Here is a 20,796-nt window from a genome sequence, read left to right on the forward strand (position 1 = left end):
ACGTCATGCCCAGGTAGTTGCCGATCTCGGCGCGCGTCATGCGCAGCGTGATCTCGTCGGTGCGCATGCCGCGCTCGGCCAGCGTCTCGGCCCAGTAGCGCAGGAAGTCGGCCACGCGGGCATCGGCGGGCAGCGTGCAGACGGACATCAGGGAGTCCCGGTCGTGCGCGATCTCGCGGCTCATGGCGGCATGCAGCACCTGCAGCAAAGCGGGCTGCGTGGCGCAAGCGGCCAGCAGGGCCTCATACGACACGACCCAGATCTCGCCGGTGTCCATGGCCACCGCATCGCACGAGTAGCGCCCGCTGGAAATGCCGTCGAAGCCGAGCCAGTCGCCTCGGAACTTGAGGCCCACCACCTGCTCGCGCCCGTCGGCCGAAAGATTCACGATCTTGAAGAAGCCCGAATTCAGGATGTAGAGGTTGCCGAAGCGCTCGCCCGCCTGGTAGATCGTGTCGCCCGTGTGCACGACACGGCGCTGCGGCTTGAGCTGCTCGCAGAGAAGNTTCAGGATGTAGAGGTTGCCGAAGCGCTCGCCCGCCTGGTAGATCGTGTCGCCCGTGTGCACGACACGGCGCTGCGGCTTGAGCTGCTCGCAGAGAAGTTTCAGTGTGTCTGCCGTGCTGTGCTGTCCCGGGCACTCCCGGCCGATGCTGGGCGCGACCGCAGCGGTCATCGAGGGGGTGGCGGTATTGAGCATCTGGGACTCCTTGGTTGTCTGTCGCGTGTCGATGGATGGATGCTAGGAAGCCCGCGGCAATGCAATGACAACGGCCGGAATCGATGGGTAACGCTCGGTGAATGCAATGTGTCCGGCGTGTATCAAGGACATGCGGCGCGTAGCAAGTCGAACGTGCCCGCCCCGCACCTTGACTTGCATCAAACCCCGGAGGGCCCGGCGCACTTAGTCTTGGCAGGTCACATATGACCATTCCCATGCCCCTTGCCCATCAGGCCTGCGCTCTCGAAGCTGCGCCGTCATCGCTCTCGCCGCTGGAGGTGACGAGTCTGCTGTGCCGCGCGCGGTTGCTTCAGCGCGCCGCGCTGGACGGGAACACGACCAGACTGCTGCGCGGCAAGAACCTGGGACTGCTGTGCGAAACGGCGCCCGATGAGTCGCAGGCGCTGTTCCGCAGCGCCGCCGAGGAGCTGGGGGCGCACGTGGCCGTCATGCGCCCGGGCCTGTCGCTCGCGAGCGCACCGCAGCAAGTGCAACACACGGCCCGCATGCTCGGCCGTCTCTACGACGCAGTGGAATGCCAGGGCCTCGACCCCGTGCTGGTGCAGCGCATCGGCCAGCACGCCGGCATACCGGTCTTCGATGGAGCCGCCACGAAGGCCCATCCGGCCGACCAGCTCGCCGAGCTGCTGGGCGACAAGACACCTCTAGCGGACAACCGGCGCTTCGTGCTTCAGGCCCTGCTGCTGGACGCCATCGCCTGAGCCGCCGGGCGCACTCCGCGCGCTCCTTGATCCAGCGCAATACGGGCCGTCCGCGCGCTTCCTACAGTGGATTCCACGGTTGCCCCCGCTTTTGGGCGCCGACCGCTTCTCTCCTCCGTTCATCCACTGCAAGGAATCTCCCATGAAGACCGATACCCAACTGCGCGACGACATCCAGGCCGAGTTGAACTGGGCGCCAGACGTCAAGACCTCCGACATCGGGGTGATCGTCAAGGACGGCGTGGTCACCCTCACAGGCCACCTGGCCAGCTACGCCGAGAAGTACGCCGTCGAGCGCGCCGCGCAGCGCGTGCATGGCGTCAAGGCACTGGCTGTCGAACTGACGGTGAAGCTGCCCTTCGACAACCAGCGCACCGATGCCGACATCGCGCTGGCAGCCGAACGTGCGCTCGAATGGAACGTGCTCGTGCCCGACGACAAGATCCGCCCCATGGTGGAGAAAGGCTGGCTTTCGCTCACCGGTGAAGTCGAGTGGGAATACCAGCGCAGCGCCGCCGAGATCGCCGTGCGCAACCTGATGGGCGTGACCGGCGTGTCGAACCTCGTGAAGGTCAAGCCCAAGGTGAGTGCCGCCGACGTCGAGAAGAAGATTCACGACGCGCTCTCGCGTCAGGCCGATCGCGAAGCCCACAAGCTCTCCATCCTGGTCGATGGCTCGCACGTCACGCTGCGCGGCACCGTCCACTCGTGGACCGAGCGCGACGCGGTGCAAGGCGCTGCGTGGGCCACACCCGGCGTCTCCGTGGTGGTCAACGACCTGCTCGTGGACGCCTGAGCATGCGCGTCGCACTCGTCAGCGAGTCCTGCCATGCATACGACCTCTGCGATGCAAATCGCCCGCGACCCCTTCCCTAGCGGCACGCCGACCATGCGCGCCATGATGCTGAACGCCGCGCTGCTGCCGCTGGAGATGGAGCGGCGCAACATCCCGGAACCCGGCCCGGGCGAGTTGCGCCTGCGCGTGCTGGCCTGCGCCGTTTGCCGCACCGACTTGCACGTCGTCGACGGTGAACTACCGCTGCCTGTGCTGCCGATCGTGCCGGGGCACGAGATTGTGGGCGTGGTGGAAGCAATCGGCTCCGGGGAAACTGGGTACAGGCTGGGCGACCGCGTGGGCGTGCCGTGGCTGGGTCACAGCTGCGGCTGCTGCTCGTTTTGTGAGGACGGCCACGAGAACCTCTGCGACGCACCACGCTTCACCGGCTACCACCGCGACGGCGGCTTCGCGAGCCACGTGATCGCCGAGGCGGCCTTCTGCCTGCCGCTGGGCATGCCCGAGACCGACGCCGTGCACATCGCCCCCCTGCTCTGTGCGGGCCTGATCGGCTGGCGCAGCCTGAAGGCGGCTGGCGAAAACTCGCATCGTCTGGGCATCTTCGGTTTCGGCGCCGCGGCGCACCTGGTGGCGCAAGCCGCCATCGCACAGGGGCGCGAGGTCTTCGCATTCACTCGCCCGGGGGACCTGAAGACGCAGGACTTCGCACGCCGACTGGGCGCCGAGTGGGCTGGAGGCTCGAACGAGCGGCCGCCCGAATCGCTGGATGCGGCCATCGTCTTCGCGCCCGCCGGCGACCTGGTGCCCGCCGCGTTGTGCGTCCTGCGCAAGGGCGGCCGGGTGGTGTGCGGCGGCATCCACATGAGCGACATTCCGGCCTTTCCGTATCGGCTGCTGTGGGAAGAGCGCAGCGTGATCTCGGTGGCGAACCTCACGCGCGCCGATGCCAGGGAGTTCCTGGATTTTGCGCAGGAGCACCCCATGCAGGTGCACGTCAGGACCTATCCGCTCGCACAGGCCAACGAGGCGCTGGACGACCTGCGCGCAGGTCGCATCGAGGGCGCGGCAGTGCTTGTCCCCTGAGACCGTGTGCTGAACCGGGACCAGACTTGATCCGCATCAAGCGCGAGAGCGTTGTCCAGGCGCAGTCTTGCCCGCAGGCCACCGTCCCGGCGGCTGAGACAAATGGAGAAGCCACAAGCGCGCCGGGCTTCAGAGCTCGCGCGACTCGCGGTAGTCGGGCACGGTGCACGGCCAGCCGTGGCGCTCCTCGATGGCCAGTCGCAAGGCATCGGCTGCCGCAGGCTCCCCGTGGGTCACAAACACCCTGCGAGGTGCCTGCTGGGCATCGAGCCAGGCGAGCAGTTCATCGCGGTCGGCATGGGCCGACAGTGTCTCCAGGTTTGCAACTTCCGCTCGCACCGGCACGTAGGCGCCGTGGATCTTGACCGCATCGGCGCCAGCCACCATGGCCGCACCGCGCGTGCCCGCCGCCTGGAAGCCCGCAAACAGGATGGTGTTCCGGGCATCGGGCGCATAGGCCTTCAGATGGTGCAGAACCCGCCCGCCGGTTGCCATGCCGCTGGCCGACACAATGATCGACGGAAAGTCCAGGAAGTTCAGCCGTCGCGATTCCTCGATCGTGTTGACGATGATGGTCTTCCCTTGCATCGCGGCGCACTGTTCGGCGTTCAACCGGTGCTCGTCCATGTGCTTGCGATAGATGCGCGTGGCGTCCGCCGCCATCGGGCTGTTCAGGTACACCGGCATTTCGGGAATGCGCCGCGCCTGCTTGAGCAGCTGGATGCAATGCAGCAGCGTCTGTGCGCGCCCAATGGCGAAGGCTGGAATGAGCACGATGCCGCCGCGCGCGGCCGTGCGGTTGATCACGCCCGCCAGTTCGACCAGCGTATCCGTCGCCGGATGCTTTCGGTTGCCGTAGGTCGACTCCACCACCACGTAGTCCGCTGGTTCGGCGCTTTCGGGCGGACGCATCAGCAGGTCGTCGCCGCGCCCCAGGTCGCCCGAGAACAGGATGCTCCCGCCGTCCCAGCCCACACGCAGGCTGCCGGCGCCGAGTATGTGGCCCGCCCTGCGCAACTGCCACGACCAGCCCGGCCACGGCGAGCACTCCTGGCCGAACGGGATGGCCTCGAAACGCTTGAGGGCGACCCGCGCATCCTGCTCGGTGTACAGCGGCAGCGCGGGCTTGTGCTTCGAGTGCCCGTGGCGGTTGGCGAAGTCGGCATCCTCTTCCTGCAGGCGGCCGGAGTCGGGCAGCAGCAGGTCGCAGAGTTCGCGGGTGGCCGACGTGCAATACGCCTTGCCCTTGAACCCAAGCTGGACAAGGCGCGGCACGAATCCGCTGTGGTCCATGTGCGCGTGGGTCAGCAGCACGGCATCGATGGTGGATGGATCGACCGGCAATGCATCCCAGTTGCGCAGGCGCAATTGCTTCAACCCCTGGAAGAGTCCGCAATCGACCAGCAGCCGCTTGTCGTTGTGGGTCAGCAGGTACTTCGAGCCGGTGACGGTACCCGTGCCGCCGAGGAAATCGATGCGCACGGGGTGCCTCAGTGCGACATCAACACGGGCAGCGTCATCCACTGGAGCATGGACAGCGTGGCGCCACCCATCACCCATTCGCGCGCCCGGCTGTGTCCATAGCAGCCCATCACGAGCAGGTCGGAACTCAGGTCGGCGGCGAAGGACAGCAGCTTGTTGCCGACGTCGTCGTCCTTCTCCCCACCGGAATGCAGGGCAAGGTTCTGGATGCCCTGCATCCGCAGGTAGTCCTGCAATCTCTGCAGGGACGCTTCCGCGTCCTCGCCGTAGGCAACGGCATGCACTCGCGCCGCCTTGCGCAGCCACGGCAGCGCGGCAGTCACGGCCCGCGCGGACTCGCGCGTTTCCTTCCATGCCACCAGCACGTTGTGGCCGATGGGGCCGATCGGGCCCGTGTAGGGCAGCATCAGCGCCGGCCGGCCGCTTTGCACCAGCACGCTCGGCAGGAAATCGCCGGGCAGTTCGCTGTCCATCGGGTCGTTCCGGTCACGCTGGCCGAGGATGAGNCAGCGCCGGCCGGCCGCTTTGCACCAGCACGCTCGGCAGGAAATCGCCGGGCAGTTCGCTGTCCATCGGGTCGTTCCGGTCACGCTGGCCGAGGATGAGCAGGTCGGCATAGAGCGCGCGCCGCGCGAATCCCCACGGGCCGTCGCTCTCCGGTTCGGCCCAGTGCAGGCGCTGTGAGCCCGCGCCGTGCGTCATGAAGGTAGCGTGCATCTTGTCGCGTGCATCCTTGTCGATCTCCTGCATGATCGCGACCGCTTCCGCCGCGGCCTCGATGGCGTACGGGTAGCGCATGAGTGCGGACAGAGTGCACGGCCGGGCGGTCACTTCGGCATCGAAAGTCTCGGCNCGCGACCGCTTCCGCCGCGGCCTCGATGGCGTACGGGTAGCGCATGAGTGCGGACAGAGTGCACGGCCGGGCGGTCACTTCGGCATCGAAAGTCTCGGCGAGCTGGCGCGCCAGCTTGATGCGCTCCGCCGTGCGTGGGGAACCGTCGAGGTGGAGCAGGATGGATTTCGGGGTCTGCATGAAGGATCTCCTTGGGCTGGCGGGACGTGATGGGGGCGACCTTAGGCCCCTTCGTCCTGCGCGGCCTTGCGCTGCATCAACCGCTCTAGAGCCCGAACCCGACAGCGCCAAAGCTTGATCCGGCGCAAGACCGAGCCGGCCATGCGTGCCTAGCCTACGGCTTCATGTCACGGCCTCATACCTCCGTGCACCGCTTCACTCACCCGCTAGAAAAAAGGCACCACAACATGACTTCGTTCCAACAGGCCTGCATCGTCGGCAGCGGCATCGGCGCCCTTTCCGCAGCCGTGCTTCTGATCCGCGACGCCGGCATGCCCGGATCGCGCATCCGCATCCTCGAGGAAGCACCGACGCCGGGCGGCGCGCTCGATGGCAGTGGCAATGCCATCCAGGGCTACGTGACACGCGGCGGGCGCATGTTCACCGACGAGACCTACACATGTCTGTGGAACGTGCTGCAGAGCATTCCCTCGTCCCGCTCGCCGAACCGCACGGTACGCGACGAGATACAGGCTTTCAATGCGCTTTGGCGCTCCGACGCGCACGCCCGGCTGATCGACCGGAATCGCCGCATCCTCGACGCCAACGACCTGGGCTTCAATTTCCAGGACCGGGCGGAACTGATGCGCCTGCTGGCCACACCGGAGCGCGTGCTGGGAACCCGGCGCATCGAGGAATGCTTTTCCACGCACTTTCTCGACACCCATTTCTGGGCCATGTGGCGCACGACATTCGCGTTCCAGAACTGGCACAGCGCCGTCGAGCTGAAGCGCTACATGCTGCGCTTCCTGCAGGAGCTGCCGCGCATCCACACGCTGGGTGGCGTGCGGCGCACCGAATTCAACCAGTACGACACCATCGTGCGCCCGATGGTGAAGTGGCTGCTGGATCGCGGGGTGCGGTTCGAATACGGCGTGCGCGTAGCCGATGCGGACTTCGTCACCGGCGCAGACGGCCTGCGGCTCGAGACCCTGCATTGCATCAAGCAAGGCCGACCCCTGGCGTATCGCCTAGGCGAGGATGAATGCGCCTTCGTCACCATCGGCTCGATGACCGCCGACTCGCGCAACGGCAACGACCAGCAGGCGCCCGAACTCGTACGCGGCCTGAGCGACGGGGCCTGGACCCTGTGGCGCAACATGGCACGCAAGGCGCCGGGCCTCGGCCGGCCGGAGACCTTCTGCGGCAACGTGGACGAGAGCAAGTGGGAGTCGTTCACGCTCACGATGCGCAGCCCTCTGCTGATCCGGCGCATTCAGGCTTTCTCGGGCAATCCGCCCGGCACCGGCGGACTCATGACCTTCAAGGATTCGAGTTGGCTGATGTCGATCGTCGTGCCGCACGCGCCGCACTTCGAGGACCAAGCCGAGGGGGTCTACACGCTGTGGGGTTACGGGCTTCTCATCGACACCCAGGGCAACCACGTCGACAAGACGATGGCTCAGGCCAGCGGCCAGGAAATTCTCACGGAGCTGATGCATCACCTTGGCTTCGAGGACATCCTCGAAGAGGTGCGGAACACCACGACCGTAGTGCCGGTGATGATGCCCTACATCACCAGCGAGTTCGCATGCCGCAGCGCGTCGGACCGCCCGCCCGTCATCCCGGCCGGCGCGAAGAACTTCGCATTGCTGGGCCAGTACGTGGAGATTCCGGAAGACGTCGTCTTCACGGTCGAGTACTCGGTGCGCGGCGCGATGCACGGGGTCTACGGGCTCATGGACCTGGATCTCGAAGTGCCGCCCATCTACCACGGCATCGCCGATCCGAAGGTGGCGCTTGCGAGCCTGCGCACGCTGATGGGTTGACGCCGGGAAAGACCCTCGCCGCCGATGCGCCCCCAAAGGAGGCCTCGCGGCTCATCGGCACAAGGCGTCGATCTGGCGAACAAGATCCGACCACAGGGCATGCACCGCCACGGCGGCCAGCAGCGCGCCGGCCACCCTTGCCCCCCAGGTCTGGCGCCCCGCGCCACCGGCCAGGCGCAAACGCTGCCAGAGCCATGGCCCGACCAGCAGCGAAAGGCCGCTCCCGACAGCGAACAGCGCCATCAGCGCCGCCCCCTGCAGGGGCCCGCTGCCCAACCCGGCCAGCATCAGCGCCGAGTAGAGCAGCCCGCAAGGCAGCGCAACCCACAGCAGTCCTGTCGCAAGCACACCCACCCACGTACCGCCGACGTGGGGGCGAAGACGCGATTCGACCGAGCGGCCGACGCGCTGCGCCCACCGCGGCTGTCGTCCCGTGGCGGCCAGCATCGCGCCCCACGCGAACACGAACACGTGCAGCAGCACCCACAGCGGCCGCAAGGCGGCAACCTGGGTGCTGGCCAGCGCCAGGCTGTCGACGCTGGCGGCCGCGATGGCGCCAGCCATCGCGTAGCTCGCGATGCGGCCAAGATGGAAGGCACCCGGCGCCGCGAGCGCAGGCATCGCGCCCTGACCCGCCGGCGCGAGCGGCACGATCCGTATCACCGCCGACGAAGCTGCGCCGCACATCGCCACGCAATGCGGCCCTCCGGCCAGCCCCATGAGAAGCGCGGCACCGGCGAGTGCGAGCTGCATGGTCAGACCACGCGGGAAAAGCGGGCGCGGTTCGCGCGGCAGTACCGGTCGAACACCATGGCGACTGCCCGTACGAGGAACCAGCCCTGCTCGGTCACGACGAGATCGTGGTCGCTCAACCGCACCAGGCCGTTGGCGACCAGCGAGCCGAGCGCCGCAAACTCGACGGCGAAGTAGCGCCGGAAGTCGATGGCAAACGCATCCCCCATGGCGTTGAAGTCGATCCGGCCCCGGCACATCAGCGCCATGATCACTTCGCGCCGCAGCAGGTCGTCGCGCGACAGCGCGAGGCCCCGGACCACGGGCAGGCGCCCCTGATCGAGGAGATCGCTGTATTCATCCAGGCTCTTGGCGTTCTGGCTGTAGGTGGCGCCCACGCGGCCGATGCCCGAGACGCCGAGCGCAATCAGGTCACCTTCGGGCCGGGTGCCGTAGCCCTGAAAGTCGCGCTGCAGCCGCCCTTCCCTCTTGGCGATCGCGAGAGGGTCGTCAGGCAGCGCGAAATGGTCCATGCCGATGTAGACATAGCCCGCTTCGGTGAGCCGCGCGATCGCGCTTGCAAGCATGCGCACCCGCGCGGCGGCATCCGGCAGTTCCTCGGCCGCGATTCGCCGTTGTGGCTTGAAGCGTTCGGGCAGGTGCGCATAGGCGTAGAGCGCAATGCGGTCGGGCCGCAGCTCGCGAATCTGGGCCAGTGTGCGCTCGAAGGACGCGTCGTTCTGCCGAGGCAACCCGTAGATCAGGTCCACGTTGATCGATCCGAAGCCGAGCGCGCGCGCCGCATCCATCAATGCAAAGACCTGCTGCGCCGGCTGGATGCGATGCACGGCCTGCTGCACGGCGGGGTCGAAGTCCTGTACGCCGAAACTGAGGCGGTTGAAGCCCAGCGCGGCCAGGTTCGCAAGGCGCTGCGCATCGACCGTGCGCGGATCGATCTCGATGGAGCGCTCGCCGCCAGGCACGAAGGCGAAGGAACGGTGCAGCAACTCCATGAGCTCGCCAAGTTCGGCATCGTCGAGAAAGGTGGGAGAGCCACCGCCGAGATGCAGATGGCCAACGGTGGCGCCGCGGCCCAGTTGGGCGGCCTGGAGTCCGGCTTCCCGCGCCAGGTCGGACAGATACTGCCGGCCTCGCTCATGATGCCGGGTGACGATCTTGTTGCAGGCGCAGTAGTAGCACAGCGACTCGCAGAATGGGACATGGACGTAGAGCGACAGTGGCGGCGCCTGCGCGCCCGCCTCGCGCCGGCGGCGCAGCGCTTGTGCATAGTCTTCGGCCCCGAAGGCGTCGACGAACCGGTCCGCGGTGGGATAGGAGGTGTAGCGCGGCCCGGGAACGTCGAACTGGCGCAGCAGGTCGACGGGCAACGAAATCTCCCCGGACGCAGGAGTAAAAGCGGCGTGAGTCATTGCGAAGGCGTCCGCTGGGGTGCATCCGAAAATTCCGGAGCAGACGGCATGGCGAGCAATGCCGTGCAGGCGCTCGAAGCCGCCGCCATCAGCCAGAAGATAAAGAAGGCAGCGGTATAGACGCCCTGGCGCGACATACGCAGCGCGTCGGCGCCGCAGAACGCGTTGACCGGATCGACGAGCGCGAACACCAGCACCTCCATGGCACAGGCCACCAGGAAAGATGGCCACAAGACGCCGGCGAGCTGGCGCAACCCGTTCATGGCGCCGCCTTCCGGGCCGGCTGCGGCATGTCGTCCGCTGGCGTGGTCGCATGGTTGCGGCCGGCCAGCGCGGGCAGCAGCTTCTTCGCGGCCAGGGTCTTGTTGATCTCGACGCCCTCGCGGTAGTAGTCCTCGGACACCAGCGCATCGGGGCTGCGCCAGGCCAGCCAGAAAGTCGCGAAGCTCGCGATCATCACGGCCACCGGACCGCCGATCACCATCCAGAGCAGCGGATAGCGCCACCAAGGCCCGGCCGCCTGCTCGTTCGTTGTTGCCGTTGTCGTTGTTGCCGTTGTCGTTGTTGCGTTCATGTCGACCTTTCAGCGCGGCACCAGGAAGGCCGCCTTTTCCGAAACCTGCGTTCCGCCGTCCTCGTCGCGAATACGGAAATGCATCGTGTGCGACCCGGCCGGCACGGCGCCATAGGGCACCTGCAGCCGTACCGCAACCCAGCGCGACCCGGCCGCATCGACCGTCACCGGCTCGTCGGGCGAGACGCTGAGGCCGTCCAGCCCAACGGCGGCGATGCGGTAGTGCCTCGGCTGCTCGGTGGCGTTCATGATCTGGAGCCGGTAGACGTTCTCGAGCCGGCCGCCCTCTGCGATGCGGGCCAGCGAGGCCCGATCGCGCACCACGTCGACCTTGAACGGCGCACGCACGACAAGGCTGGCCAGAAGCCCGATCACAAGCACCGCCAGGATCGTCGTGTAGACCAGCACGCGCGGTCGCAGCACGCGCCGCAGCAACTGGCGGCGCGACCACCCGGCTTCCATGCCGTTCTGCGTGTCATAGCGGATCAATCGCGGCGGGTAGGCCATCTTCTGCATGACGGTGTCGCAGGCATCCACGCAAAGGCCGCAGCCGATGCATTCGTACTGCAGGCCCTGGCGAATGTCGATGCCGGTCGGGCAAACCTGCACGCACAGGCCGCAGTCGATGCAGTCGCCCAGCGCCATGGTGCGCGGATCTGGGCCCTTGCGGCGCGGTGCTCGCGGCTCGCCACGCCGGGGGTCGTAGGTGACGATGAGCGTGTCGCGATCGAACATGGCGCTCTGGAAGCGCGCGTAGGGGCACATGTACTTGCAGACCTGCTCGCGCATGAAACCGGCATTGCCATAAGTGGCAAAGCCGTAGAAGAAGACCCAGAACACCTCCCACGACCCCATCTGCGTCTGCAGGAAGGCCATGCCGAGCTCGCGGATGGGCGTGAAGTAACCCACGAAGGTGAAGCCGGTCCATAGCGCGATGCCGATCCAGACAATGTGCTTGAACCACTTCTTCACCAGCTTCTCGAGCGACATGGGCTCGGCATCGAGCCGCATGCGCGCCGTGCGGTTGCCTTCGATCTTGTGCTCGACCCACATGAAGATCTCTGTGTAGACGGTCTGCGGACAGGCGTAGCCGCACCACAGCCGCCCGGCCACCGCGGTGAACAGGAAGAGCGACAGCGCGCTGATGACCAACAGGCCCGAGAGATAGATCAGGTCCTGCGGGTACAGCACCAGCCCGAAGATGTAGAAGCGGCGAGCAGCCAGGTCGAACAGCACCATCTGCCGACCTCCCCATTCCACCCATGGCAGTCCGTAGAAAAACAGCTGGGTGAGAAAGACCATGGCCCAGCGCCAGCGCGCGAAAGTGCCGCGCACGGTGCGGGGGTAGACCTTCTTCGTCGCCTCGTAGAGGCCGACTTCGTCGCTGCCGGCATTGACGATGGGAATGATCTTCCGTGTCATGGTCAGCCGCCGGTGTCAGGGCGTGGCCGTGGTCGTGCTGTTGGAGAACCCCCAGACATACGACGCGAGCATCCGGATCTGCGCCTCGGTGAGCCGGCCTTCCTGCGCGGGCATCTCGTTGTGCTTGCCCGAGTTGATCATCTGGATGATGGCGGCCTCGCCATAGCCGTGGAGCCAGATCTTGTCGCTGAGATTGGGTGCGCCAAGGGCCTGGTTGCCCAAGCCGCCGATGCCGTGGCATGCCGCGCAGGCCGTGAACTTCGACTTTCCGAGGCCGGCGCGCACCGAGTCGTGTGGCTCGCCCGACAGGCTCAGCACGTAGTTGGCCACGTTCTTCACGTCGTCCGGCGTGCCGACGGCCGCCGCCATCGGCGGCATCACGCCCACGCGGCCTTTCGTGATGCTCTCGATGACCTTCTCGGGCGCGCCACCGTGCAGCCAGTCCTTGTCGGTCAGGTTGGGAAAGCCCTTGCTGCCTCGTGCGTCGGAGCCGTGGCACTGGGCGCAGTTGTTCATGAAGAGCCGCTCGCCGATGGCCTTGGCCTGCGGGTCCTGCGCTATTTCCTCGACAGGCATGGCTGCGTACTTCGCGTAGACGGGCGCGAGCTCCTGCGTGGCTTTGGCTACTTCCGCTTGGTACTGCTCCTGCGAACTCCAACCGGACTGGCCGCGAAAACTGCCCAGCCCCGGAAAGACTGCCAGGTAACCCAGCCCGAAGACGATGGTCAGCACGAACAGGCCGATCCACCACATGGGCAGCGGATTGTTGGCTTCGCGAAGATCCTCGTCCCAGACGTGGCCAGTTGTGTTGTCCGCGCTGGACGCGACCCGCTTGCGCGCGGTGAACCACAACAGCAGCACGCAGCCGATGATGCTCAGCAACGAGATCGCGGCAACGTAGCCGGACCAGAAATGGCCGATGAAATCGCTCATGGTCGTGCGCTCCTCAGTCCTGCTCGAAAGGCAGGCGGGCCGCGTCCTGGAAGTCGCGCGCGTTGCAACGCGAATAGGCCCAGATCACGATGCCGATGAAAAGCGCGAAGCAGACGACGGTGGCTGCAATGCGCAAGGTGGTGATGTCGATCATGGTTTCGGTCCCTTGTTGCCTACTTCAGCGCCAGGCCCAGCGATTGCAGGTAGGCCACCGTGGCCTCCATCTCGGTCTTGCCCGTGACCTCTTCCGTGGCCTTGGCGATCTCGCCATCGGTGTAGGGCACGCCAACGCGGCGCAACGCGCGCATGTGGTCCGGCAGGGCCAACGCGTCGACCGGCGTCTTTTCCAGCCATGTGTAGGCCGGCATGTTCGATTCGGGCACCAGGTCGCGCGGGTTGTTCAGGTGGATGCGGTGCCACTCGTCGCTGTACTTGCCGCCCACTCGGTGCAGGTCGGGGCCGGTGCGCTTGCTGCCCCACTGGAACGGATGGTCGTAGACGAACTCGCCCGCCACCGAGTAGTGGCCGTAGCGCAGCGTCTCCGAGCGGAAGGGCCGGATCATCTGCGAGTGGCAGTTGTAGCAACCCTCGCGCAGGTAGATGTCGCGGCCGGCCAGTTGCAGCGGCGCGAGCGGCTTGACGCCCTCCACCGCCTCGGTGGTCGACTTCTGGAAGAAGAGCGGCACGATCTCGACGAGGCCGCCGACGGCCACCACGACAAGGATCAGCACGATCATCAGCAGGTTGTTGGTCTCGACCCTCTCGTGGGAGAAGCCCGTGGCTTTTTCAGTGTTCTGGTTCATGGTGCGTCCTCAGGCATGGGCCATGGCAGTGGGCGGGATCTCGGCGCGTACCGACCGGCCCGAAATGACGGTCATCCAGACGTTCCAGGCCATCAGCAGCATCCCGCCGAGGTAGAGCAAGCCGCCTATCACGCGCACCAGGTAGAACGGGAAAGTGGCCTTCACGCTCTCCACGAAGGTGTAGGTGAGCGTGCCGTCGGGATTGATCGCGCGCCACATGAGGCCCTGCATCACGCCGGCGATCCACATCGCGGCGATGTACAGAACAATGCCGATGGTGGCGACCCAGAAGTGGACATCGATGGCCTTCACGCTGTACATCTGCGTGCGGCCGTACATGCGCGGAATCAGGTAGTAGAGCGAGCCCATGGTGATGAAGCCCACCCAGCCGAGCGCGCCGGAGTGCACGTGGCCGATGGTCCAGTCGGTGTAGTGGCTCAGGGCGTTGACGGTCTTGATGGACATCATGGGCCCCTCGAAGGTCGACATGCCGTAGAACGACAGCGCGACGATCAGGAAGCGCAGGATCGGGTCGGTGCGCAGCTTGTGCCAGGCGCCCGAGAGCGTCATCACGCCGTTGATCATGCCGCCCCAGCTCGGCGCCAGCAGGATCAGCGAGAACACCATGCCGAGCGACTGGGTCCAGTCCGGCAGCGCGGTGTAGTGCAGGTGGTGCGGGCCCGCCCACATGTAGGTGAAGATAAGCGCCCAGAAGTGGACGATGGACAGCCGGTACGAATACACCGGTCGGCCGGCCTGCTTGGGAATGTAGTAATACATCATCCCCAGGAAACCGGCGGTGAGGAAGAAGCCGACGGCGTTGTGGCCGTACCACCACTGCACCATCGCATCCTGCACGCCGGCGTAGGCCGAATAGCTCTTCATCCAGCCGGCCGGAATCGCCGCGCCATTCACGATGTGCAGCAGCGCGACCGCGATGATGAAGGCGCCGTAGAACCAGTTGGCGACGTAGATGTGGCGGACCTTTCGCCTGCCGATGGTGCCGAAGAACACGATGGCGTAGGCGACCCAGACCACGGCGATCAGGATGCCGATCGGCCATTCGAGCTCGGCGTACTCCTTGCCCCGGGTGTAGCCCATCGGGAGGCTGATGGCAGCCGCCACGATCACGGCCTGCCAGCCCCAGAACACGAAAGACGCCAGCTTCGGCGCGAAAAGACGAACCTGGCAGGTGCGCTGCACCACGTGGAAGCTGGTGGCCATCAACGCGCAACCGCCGAAGGCGAAGATGACCGCGTTGGTGTGCAGCGGCCGCAGGCGGCCGTAGCTCAGCCAGGGGATGCCGAGGTTGAGTTCGGGCCACGTCAGTTGGGAAGCGATGATCACGCCGACCAGCATGCCGACCACGCCCCAGACCACGGACATCAGCGCGAACTGCCGCACGACGGTGTCGTCGTATGCCGCGGCGGGTGGATTCGGTTGTTGCATCGTCGTGCCCTTGAATGAGTTGCGGGCAGTTTCCGTGGGGCCCTGCTTCGTGGGCTTGATGCAAATCAATCGCCGTGCAGGATGCGGTCGCCTTCGATCTCGACGTCGTCGAATTGGCCACGCTCGATGGCCCACCAGAGCCCGCCAAGGATCGCGAGGACCAGCACAACGGACAGCGGAATGAGCAGGAAGAGGATGTCCATCAGCGCAACTTCTTCCCGGCGGCCGCGAGCCGCGCCGCATTGAGGACCACCACGAGCGAACTCGCGGCCATGCCGAGGCCGGCGAGCCACGCCGGCAACCAGCCCGCGACGGCGAGCGGCACGCACAGCGTGTTGTAGCCCGCGGCCCAAAGGAGGTTCTGGCGCACCACGCGCAGCGTCTTGCGGGCCTGTGCGATGGCTTGCGGAATGGTGGCGAGCCTGTCGCCCAGCACGACGAAATCGGCGTGCGCGCGCGACAGCGGCACGGAACGGCCGAACGCGAACGAAGCGTTCGCGCGCGCCAGCGAAGGGCCGTCATTGAGGCCATCGCCCACCATCGCGATCTGCCTTCCCTCCGCCTGCAGCCGCCAGAGCACGTCGAGCTTGTCCTCCGGTGTGCAGCCGCCCTCTGCGAAATCGATGCCGCAGCGTGAGCCGATATCCTTCGCTGCGCTGTCGCGGTCGCCCGAGAGCAGCCGCACGGTCAGGCCCTGTGCACGCAACGCAGCCACTGCAGCGGCGGCATCGGCGCGCAGCTCTTCCATGAGAACGAAGCTGGCGACCCATCCCCGCTCGTCGGCCAGGTGGACTTGTGCCGCGTCCACCCCCAGCGGACTCACGCCGCAGAAGCTCGACGAGCCGAGGCGCGTGCGCTGGCCCGTCCCCGAGCTCGCACGCGTCCGCCGCATCAGGCCCTCGAGCCCGAGCCCCACGGCTTCTACGCCCTGTTCCACCGTCCAGCCGGGCGGAGAGCGGAACTGGGCATTCCACGCATTCACCAGTGCCTGCGCGACGGGGTGCAGTGACTGCGCGGCGAGCGCTGCCGCCATCTCGAGCGCATCGCCGGGCCGCAGGCCCTGCCGGCAATAGATGCGCTCGAGGCGCGGGATGTCGCCCGTCAATGTGCCAGTCTTGTCGAACACCACCGTATCGACCGATGCCAGCGCCTCCAGCGCCTGCAGGTTGGAGGTCAGCACGCCATCGCGCGCCAGGGCGCCGGCGCTGGCGAGCATGGCGGCCGGTGTCGCGAGCGACAGTGCACACGGGCAGGTCACGATGAGCACCGCGACCGCCACCATCAGCGCCTTGCCCGGGTCCGCGTGCCACCAGAACACCGCCGCCAACGCGGCCGATGCGAGTACTGCAACGAGAAACGGCCTCGCCACCCGGTCCGCCAGCAGTGCCAAGCGCGGCTTGCGCGAGGCAGCGCTTTCCATCAGCCGGACGATCTGGGAAAAACGCGTGCCCTCGCCCACCGATTCGATGCGCACCTGGACCACCGCCGAGAGGTTGTGGCTGCCGGCCAGCACGCGGTCGCCGCATGGACGGGGCACCGGTCGGGATTCGCCGGTCAGCAGGGCTTCGTCGGCGCTGGTGTCGCCTTCGATCACCACGCCATCGGCGGGGAAGGCTTCGCCCGGGCGCACCCGCACCACGTCTCCCACGGCGAGCCGGCGCACCGCCACCCGCCTCCAGCTGCCGTCGGCGGCGAGGCGGTCGATGCCATCCGGCAGCCGGTTCATCAAGGCATCGAGGGAGCCGGCGGTGCGCTCGCGCAGCCGCGCCTCCAGCCAGCGGCCGGTGAGCAGGAAGAAGACAAACATCGTCAGCGAGTCGAAGTAGACCTCGTGACCGAGCGGGCCACCGGCGTCGAAGGTGGCGACGCTGCTGACCGCGAAGGTCACGAGCACGCCGAAGGCCACGGGAAGATCCATGCCGACCCGGCCCATGCGCAGGTCACGCCAGGCGCTGCGAAAGAAGGGACCGCAGGAGAAGAGCACGACGGGCAGGGTCAACACCCAGGAGGCCCAGCGCAGCAGTTGCGCCGCATCGGCCGTCATGTCGCCCGGCCTGGCGACATAGGCCGGGTAGGCGTACATCATCACCTGCATCATGCAGAAGCCCGAGACCAGCCAGCGCCACAGGGCCAGCCGTGATTCGCGCCGGCGCAGTTCCCTGGCGGAGCGGTCGCTGCCCGGCAGGAGCCGGTAGCCGGACTTCGCGGCGGCCTCGAACCACCGCGAGGGCCGCGTCTGCGCGGGCGACCAGACCACGCGCGCGGCCCGGCTCGCCGCGTTGACTTGTGCTTCGCTCACGCCGGGTACCTGCTGCAGCGCGGCCTCGACGGTGAAGGCGCAGGCCGCGCAGTGCATGCCCTCGACCACGACCTGAGACTCCCAATGGCCTCCATCGGCGGAATCCAGTTCGCGGCCGAAGGCGGCCCATTCGGCCGGATCGTCCAGCACCTGCCAGGCCTCTTCGCTGGCTGCGGCGGGGAGTACGGGGATCGCGACCCGATCGGGGGCAAGCGTGGCATTCATCGGCCGAGCCTAAGAGCCGGGCCTTGCGAAGCGCTTGATCTGAATCAAGCCGCATCGCTCGGAGCACGCCTAAGCTCCGGTGCCACACGCTATGTGGAGATCCTCATGTTCAAACGCATCCTCGTCGCCACCGATGGCACCGCCCTTTCGAAGAAGGCCGTCGACAGCGCCATCTCGCTGGCGGCGCAGAACGACTCGGACCTGGTTGCATTGACCGTCGTTCCCCGATACCCGAAGAGCTATTTCGAAGGCTCGATGACCTTCTCGGCCGAAGAGGTCGGCCGCATCGAGAAGCAGTGGGCCGAGAAGGCACAGGACATGCTCGACAAGGTGCGGGATCGCGCACGGGAACGTGGCGTACGGATCAAGACGGCGCAAGCCAGTTCGGACCTGGTCGCCGAATCGATCATCGCGGCAGCAAAGAAGCACAAGAGCGATCTGATCGTGATGGCCTCGCACGGACGCAAGGGCCTGAAGCGCCTGCTGCTGGGGAGCGAGACGCAGCAGGTTCTGGTGCGCTCGTCGCTGCCGGTTCTGGTGCTGCGGTAGCGGTCTGGCGTCATGTGCAGTGCGCCTCGCCCTCCGGTTGATTGCGACGAACTTCTGCATAGCGCAGCTCAACTCCAACCAAAGGTCTGCCGGTCGCATCGGTATCCAAGCAAAGAGCCTGCGCTTGAGATTCCATTGCGAAGAGAGCCGAGACCACCCAGGCGCGGGCAACTCTCGACATGAGCCGCGCCGAAGGCGATCTGAACAAGGCGAAGACCACCATGGTCTATGCGATGGGGCGCCGTCTGGTGCGTCGGTGAACGTAGTTCCCCTTGAGCCACCAAAAGCTGAAGAGTTGAGGTCGTCGCTTGCGAGCCGGCTTATGCGAAGCAAGCGCATTCGCTGTGTGTCGGAGTGGCGCTTGGCGAGTGACAGCATGGTTACTCAGGCGGTCGTCATAAAAAAGGCGCAAAGCGCAAGCACAAACCGTGTCGAAAGAGCAGCGTCATGCGCTGAAGGCAATCTTTGGATACTTAATCGACATCCCATATTCTGGCGATGTCGGTGGTGGTTGCGACCCCCTACGCTCAAGGCGGCCTGCGAGCGTTGGTTTGATGACGCGCGTTTGGCCCCGCGAGAATTCCTGAGAGAGTCGAAGGCTCGAGCGCGGTACCCCGTCATAAATCCCAACCATGATCGAAACAGAGACGTTGCCCGACGAGGAATTGGGCACGCGGGCCATTGAATGGCGCCGACGAGCGCTACAGGGTGAACTGCACGCTCGCGGCATAGCGCATCAACTGGAGGCGGAGCTACGGCGACGCGCTGGTGCGCCCCATCTTGACCACGACACCCTGGACCTGAGGCCTCTTAAGCATCGGCAGGAACGGCGCCGTTGGTGGAAGCCTTGGTAAGTCGACCGTTCGCGCGCAGCGGCGTGTGAAGGGCCTGCTATTTCTTGTTCAACAGGTGGCGGTCTCCGACTGTTCTCCAATCGAGCTATGGCTGCATCTGCCAGCAACGCGGAACACCCACGCTCGGGCTCGGCCTGAGATCGCGACGCGATGACGCGCTCTTACCGTCCACGATAAGCGCGCCGGTGCCCCGAATCAGTGGCGGGAAGGAGGCAAAGGAGGAGTGCCCGGGGGAAATCAGAGTCGATCGCCGAGGCATCGATGATTTCAAACGCCGTCTCCGACAATGACCTTTGCCTGCCGAACCGACGCGAGCGAATCCGCTGGAGCAACCGAATGCACCGCGACCAACCCTCTTTGGATTTGACCCGTGGTTTCTCACGAATGGGCCAACCACCGATAAGTGGGCGTTTACGAAGTTTGCACGTAGGTGCAGCCGCGTTTGCTCATGCTGCAATGATTGCTACCGGTCCCTTTCGGACCTCGAGGTTACGTCTCCGGCACAATTGCGGTCATTCGCCCGGAGCTCTGTTGGTGAGCATATCTTTGTCCGGGTCGTTGAGCGACACAGCGTAAGCGGCTCGGCGTCCCACCTTGATGGCAGTTGGCGGAGCCTCGTATGCGTTTTGCCGATCAGGCTGCGGGTTGCCAGTTGTGTGGGAGCAGTTCGTCGATGCGGCTGTTCGGTTGATTCGGCAGCCGAGTGATGAAGTCTTTGAGGTAAGTCCACGGATCGTGGCCATGCATCTTGGCCTGCCACATGAGACTCATCACGGCCGCAGCACGTTGACCAGTCAGTTCGCTGCCCTACTGCTACGGCGGCCGCATGCTCAAACCTGAGCCGCCTGCATAGCCCTCCTCCGGGTCACGCAGGCTGATCGCTCGACGTCGCCTCAGACTTCCGTCACGAACTGGTCACGCGGCCGGCGCACCTTGGTGAGGTTGACCAGCCAGTCTTCGTCCGCCACGCGGTAGCCCACGGGCAGGATGGCGACGCTGCGCAAGCCGCGTGCGCGCAGGCCCAGGATGTCGTCGAGCGCCGCGGGGTCGAAGCCCTCCATGGGGGTGCTGTCCACTTCTTCGTGCGCCGCTGCAATCAGTGCCGCGGCCAGCCCGATGTAAGCCTGGCGGGCCGCATGCGCGAAGTTGACCTCGCTGCCGCGCTGCGGGTAGCTGCCGAGCAGCATGGCACGGTAGTTTTCCCAACCTTCGTTCTTCGTGCCGCGCACGGTGTTGGTCAGGTCGAACATGTGGTTGATGCGCTCAGCGGTGTAGTCGTCCCAGGCAGCGAAGACGAGCAGGTGCGAGCAATCGACGACTTGACCCTGGTTCCAAGCAATTGGCTTGATGCGTTCGCGAACCGCCGCGTCAGTAACCACGAAGATCTCGAACGGCTGAAGGCCGCTGGACGTCGGCGCCAGGCGGGCGGCCTCGAGGATGCGCTCAAGCTTTTCCTTCGGGACCTTGCGCGTTGCATCCATTTTCTTGGTCGCATAGCGCCACTGCAAGGTGGCGAGCAGTTGGGCTGCATTGGGTTCGTCGGTGGCGGGTTTGGTAGAAGAATTGGACATGAATCGTTCGGTCTGATTGGAAGGTTGGGCACGCACAATACGCCCCCTCCGGATTTTCAAAGTCTTTGCATGGGGCGCTGGGCGCGCCGGAGCGTTACTCAGTTTCCGCGGTGGAAACAATCATGGCCCAGCCCGAGCCCGCTCAGAGCATGCCGAGTTGGTCGTAGAAGATGCGATGCGTCAGGATTGACCGTGGGAGCTCCCCAGCGCATGCACCACGTGTGCGAGCAAAAGCTCGGCGCCACAGCGCATGTCCACCAGCTTCGTGCATAGCCATAGCGCGTCGCTGCAAAGGGGTCCAAAAAAGCCC

Annotated in this window: 20 protein-coding genes and 1 pseudogene; 5 read left to right on the forward strand and 16 right to left on the reverse strand. The window is 66.0% G+C overall.

What is annotated here, in order from left to right:
* Nucleotides 1-505: Crp/Fnr family transcriptional regulator (locus ASD05_RS17480; RefSeq protein WP_235508018.1), on the reverse strand; the 505-nt coding region annotated here is incomplete at both ends.
* A 431-nt stretch (nt 506-936) separates the two neighbouring features.
* Here ASD05_RS17480 and ASD05_RS17485 point away from each other — a divergent pair.
* The 3 genes from ASD05_RS17485 (at nt 937) to ASD05_RS17495 (ending at nt 3,322) form a co-directional block, all read left to right on the forward strand.
* A complete protein-coding gene (locus tag ASD05_RS17485; RefSeq protein ID WP_056595830.1) occupies nt 937-1,443 on the forward strand; it encodes an ornithine carbamoyltransferase in 507 nt (168 codons plus the stop codon).
* A 142-nt stretch (nt 1,444-1,585) separates the two neighbouring features.
* Nucleotides 1,586-2,239: a BON domain-containing protein gene (locus ASD05_RS17490; RefSeq protein WP_056595038.1), complete on the forward strand. Its 654-nt coding sequence runs from the start codon at nt 1,586-1,588 to the stop codon at nt 2,237-2,239.
* Nucleotides 2,240-2,332: 93 nt separating this feature from the next.
* Nucleotides 2,333-3,322 (forward strand): zinc-dependent alcohol dehydrogenase family protein, encoded by a 990-nt coding sequence (locus ASD05_RS17495; protein ID WP_056595040.1) that lies wholly within the window; start codon nt 2,333-2,335, stop codon nt 3,320-3,322.
* A 129-nt stretch (nt 3,323-3,451) separates the two neighbouring features.
* On the opposite strand, the gene ASD05_RS17500 is transcribed toward ASD05_RS17495, so the two are convergent.
* Nucleotides 3,452-4,804, reverse strand: coding sequence for an MBL fold metallo-hydrolase RNA specificity domain-containing protein (locus ASD05_RS17500; RefSeq protein ID WP_056595043.1), 1,353 nt, complete (start codon nt 4,802-4,804; stop codon nt 3,452-3,454).
* Nucleotides 4,805-4,812: 8 nt separating this feature from the next.
* Nucleotides 4,813-5,310: universal stress protein (locus ASD05_RS30780; RefSeq protein WP_235508019.1), on the reverse strand; the 498-nt coding region annotated here is incomplete at its 5' end.
* A 691-nt stretch (nt 5,311-6,001) separates the two neighbouring features.
* On the opposite strand from ASD05_RS30780, the gene ASD05_RS17510 reads away from it, so the two are divergent.
* Nucleotides 6,002-7,645: an oleate hydratase gene (locus tag ASD05_RS17510; protein ID WP_268810547.1), complete on the forward strand. Its 1,644-nt coding sequence runs from the start codon at nt 6,002-6,004 to the stop codon at nt 7,643-7,645.
* 51 nt (nt 7,646-7,696) lie between these two features.
* On the opposite strand, the gene ASD05_RS17515 is transcribed toward ASD05_RS17510, so the two are convergent.
* The 11 genes from ASD05_RS17515 to ASD05_RS17565 all read right to left on the reverse strand — a co-directional run bounded on the left by ASD05_RS17515 (nt 7,697) and on the right by ASD05_RS17565 (nt 17,512).
* On the reverse strand, nt 7,697-8,398 hold the full coding sequence (locus tag ASD05_RS17515; RefSeq protein WP_056595046.1) for a sulfite exporter TauE/SafE family protein: 702 nt from the start codon (nt 8,396-8,398) through the stop codon (nt 7,697-7,699).
* A gap of 2 nt (nt 8,399-8,400) precedes the next feature.
* Nucleotides 8,401-9,807, reverse strand: a complete 1,407-nt coding sequence (gene hemN, locus ASD05_RS17520; protein WP_056595048.1) for an oxygen-independent coproporphyrinogen III oxidase — start codon at nt 9,805-9,807, stop codon at nt 8,401-8,403.
* Nucleotides 9,804-10,070: a hypothetical protein gene (locus tag ASD05_RS17525; protein ID WP_056595050.1), complete on the reverse strand. Its 267-nt coding sequence runs from the start codon at nt 10,068-10,070 to the stop codon at nt 9,804-9,806. Before ASD05_RS17525 ends, hemN begins: the two co-directional genes overlap by 4 nt.
* Nucleotides 10,067-10,381, reverse strand: coding sequence for a FixH family protein (locus tag ASD05_RS17530; RefSeq protein WP_056595052.1), 315 nt, complete (start codon nt 10,379-10,381; stop codon nt 10,067-10,069). Before ASD05_RS17530 ends, ASD05_RS17525 begins: the two co-directional genes overlap by 4 nt.
* 9 nt (nt 10,382-10,390) lie before the next feature.
* The gene (gene ccoG / locus ASD05_RS17535; protein WP_056595053.1) at nt 10,391-11,803 is read right to left on the reverse strand and encodes a cytochrome c oxidase accessory protein CcoG; all 1,413 of its coding nucleotides are present in this window, start codon (nt 11,801-11,803) and stop codon (nt 10,391-10,393) included.
* 15 nt (nt 11,804-11,818) lie between these two features.
* A complete protein-coding gene (gene ccoP / locus ASD05_RS17540; protein ID WP_056595055.1) occupies nt 11,819-12,736 on the reverse strand; it encodes a cytochrome-c oxidase, cbb3-type subunit III in 918 nt (305 codons plus the stop codon).
* A gap of 13 nt (nt 12,737-12,749) precedes the next feature.
* Nucleotides 12,750-12,890: a cbb3-type cytochrome oxidase subunit 3 gene (locus ASD05_RS17545; protein ID WP_056595057.1), complete on the reverse strand. Its 141-nt coding sequence runs from the start codon at nt 12,888-12,890 to the stop codon at nt 12,750-12,752.
* A gap of 19 nt (nt 12,891-12,909) precedes the next feature.
* On the reverse strand, nt 12,910-13,539 hold the full coding sequence (gene ccoO, locus ASD05_RS17550; protein ID WP_056595058.1) for a cytochrome-c oxidase, cbb3-type subunit II: 630 nt from the start codon (nt 13,537-13,539) through the stop codon (nt 12,910-12,912).
* Nucleotides 13,540-13,548: 9 nt separating this feature from the next.
* Nucleotides 13,549-14,988, reverse strand: coding sequence for a cytochrome-c oxidase, cbb3-type subunit I (gene ccoN / locus ASD05_RS17555; protein WP_056595833.1), 1,440 nt, complete (start codon nt 14,986-14,988; stop codon nt 13,549-13,551).
* A 65-nt stretch (nt 14,989-15,053) separates the two neighbouring features.
* Nucleotides 15,054-15,191, reverse strand: coding sequence for a cbb3-type cytochrome oxidase assembly protein CcoS (ccoS, locus tag ASD05_RS17560; protein WP_056595060.1), 138 nt, complete (start codon nt 15,189-15,191; stop codon nt 15,054-15,056).
* A complete protein-coding gene (locus ASD05_RS17565; RefSeq protein WP_056595062.1) occupies nt 15,191-17,512 on the reverse strand; it encodes a heavy metal translocating P-type ATPase in 2,322 nt (773 codons plus the stop codon). The genes ccoS and ASD05_RS17565 overlap by 1 nt, the downstream gene beginning before the upstream one ends.
* A gap of 105 nt (nt 17,513-17,617) precedes the next feature.
* On the opposite strand from ASD05_RS17565, the gene ASD05_RS17570 reads away from it, so the two are divergent.
* Nucleotides 17,618-18,061: a universal stress protein gene (locus tag ASD05_RS17570; protein ID WP_056595064.1), complete on the forward strand. Its 444-nt coding sequence runs from the start codon at nt 17,618-17,620 to the stop codon at nt 18,059-18,061.
* A gap of 1,487 nt (nt 18,062-19,548) precedes the next feature.
* On the opposite strand, the pseudogene ASD05_RS17575 reads toward ASD05_RS17570, so the two are convergent.
* Together ASD05_RS17575 and ASD05_RS17580 are read right to left on the reverse strand one after the other, a co-directional pair.
* A pseudogene (locus tag ASD05_RS17575) lies at nt 19,549-19,722 on the reverse strand (transposase domain-containing protein); the annotation flags it as partial.
* 86 nt (nt 19,723-19,808) lie between these two features.
* The gene (locus tag ASD05_RS17580) at nt 19,809-20,486 is read right to left on the reverse strand and encodes an NAD(P)H-dependent oxidoreductase (protein WP_056595065.1); all 678 of its coding nucleotides are present in this window, start codon (nt 20,484-20,486) and stop codon (nt 19,809-19,811) included.
* Between the last annotated feature and the right edge of the window lie 310 nt (nt 20,487-20,796).

Origin of the sequence: Variovorax sp. Root434 (assembly GCF_001426595.1) — a bacterium.
Classification (GTDB): Bacteria; Pseudomonadota; Gammaproteobacteria; order Burkholderiales; family Burkholderiaceae_C; genus Variovorax.

Excerpts from the sequence above, each read along its gene's own strand:
- ASD05_RS17485 (WP_056595830.1), top strand. The coding sequence starts at position 937 with ATGCCCCTTGCCCATCAGGCCTGCGCTCTCGAAGCTGCGCCGTCATCG.
- ASD05_RS17490 (WP_056595038.1), top strand. The coding sequence starts at position 1,586 with ATGAAGACCGATACCCAACTGCGCGACGACATCCAGGCCGAGTTGAAC.
- ASD05_RS17495 (WP_056595040.1), top strand. The coding sequence starts at position 2,333 with ATGCGCGCCATGATGCTGAACGCCGCGCTGCTGCCGCTGGAGATGGAG.
- ASD05_RS17510 (WP_268810547.1), top strand. The coding sequence starts at position 6,002 with ATGTCACGGCCTCATACCTCCGTGCACCGCTTCACTCACCCGCTAGAA.
- ASD05_RS17515 (WP_056595046.1), bottom strand. The coding sequence starts at position 8,398 with ATGCAGCTCGCACTCGCCGGTGCCGCGCTTCTCATGGGGCTGGCCGGA.
- hemN (WP_056595048.1), bottom strand. The coding sequence starts at position 9,807 with ATGACTCACGCCGCTTTTACTCCTGCGTCCGGGGAGATTTCGTTGCCC.
- ASD05_RS17525 (WP_056595050.1), bottom strand. The coding sequence starts at position 10,070 with ATGAACGGGTTGCGCCAGCTCGCCGGCGTCTTGTGGCCATCTTTCCTG.
- ASD05_RS17530 (WP_056595052.1), bottom strand. The coding sequence starts at position 10,381 with ATGAACGCAACAACGACAACGGCAACAACGACAACGGCAACAACGAAC.
- ccoG (WP_056595053.1), bottom strand. The coding sequence starts at position 11,803 with ATGACACGGAAGATCATTCCCATCGTCAATGCCGGCAGCGACGAAGTC.
- ccoP (WP_056595055.1), bottom strand. The coding sequence starts at position 12,736 with ATGAGCGATTTCATCGGCCATTTCTGGTCCGGCTACGTTGCCGCGATC.
- ASD05_RS17545 (WP_056595057.1), bottom strand. The coding sequence starts at position 12,890 with ATGATCGACATCACCACCTTGCGCATTGCAGCCACCGTCGTCTGCTTC.
- ccoO (WP_056595058.1), bottom strand. The coding sequence starts at position 13,539 with ATGAACCAGAACACTGAAAAAGCCACGGGCTTCTCCCACGAGAGGGTC.
- ccoN (WP_056595833.1), bottom strand. The coding sequence starts at position 14,988 with ATGCAACAACCGAATCCACCCGCCGCGGCATACGACGACACCGTCGTG.
- ccoS (WP_056595060.1), bottom strand. The coding sequence starts at position 15,191 with ATGGACATCCTCTTCCTGCTCATTCCGCTGTCCGTTGTGCTGGTCCTC.
- ASD05_RS17565 (WP_056595062.1), bottom strand. The coding sequence starts at position 17,512 with ATGAATGCCACGCTTGCCCCCGATCGGGTCGCGATCCCCGTACTCCCC.
- ASD05_RS17570 (WP_056595064.1), top strand. The coding sequence starts at position 17,618 with ATGTTCAAACGCATCCTCGTCGCCACCGATGGCACCGCCCTTTCGAAG.
- ASD05_RS17580 (WP_056595065.1), bottom strand. The coding sequence starts at position 20,486 with ATGTCCAATTCTTCTACCAAACCCGCCACCGACGAACCCAATGCAGCC.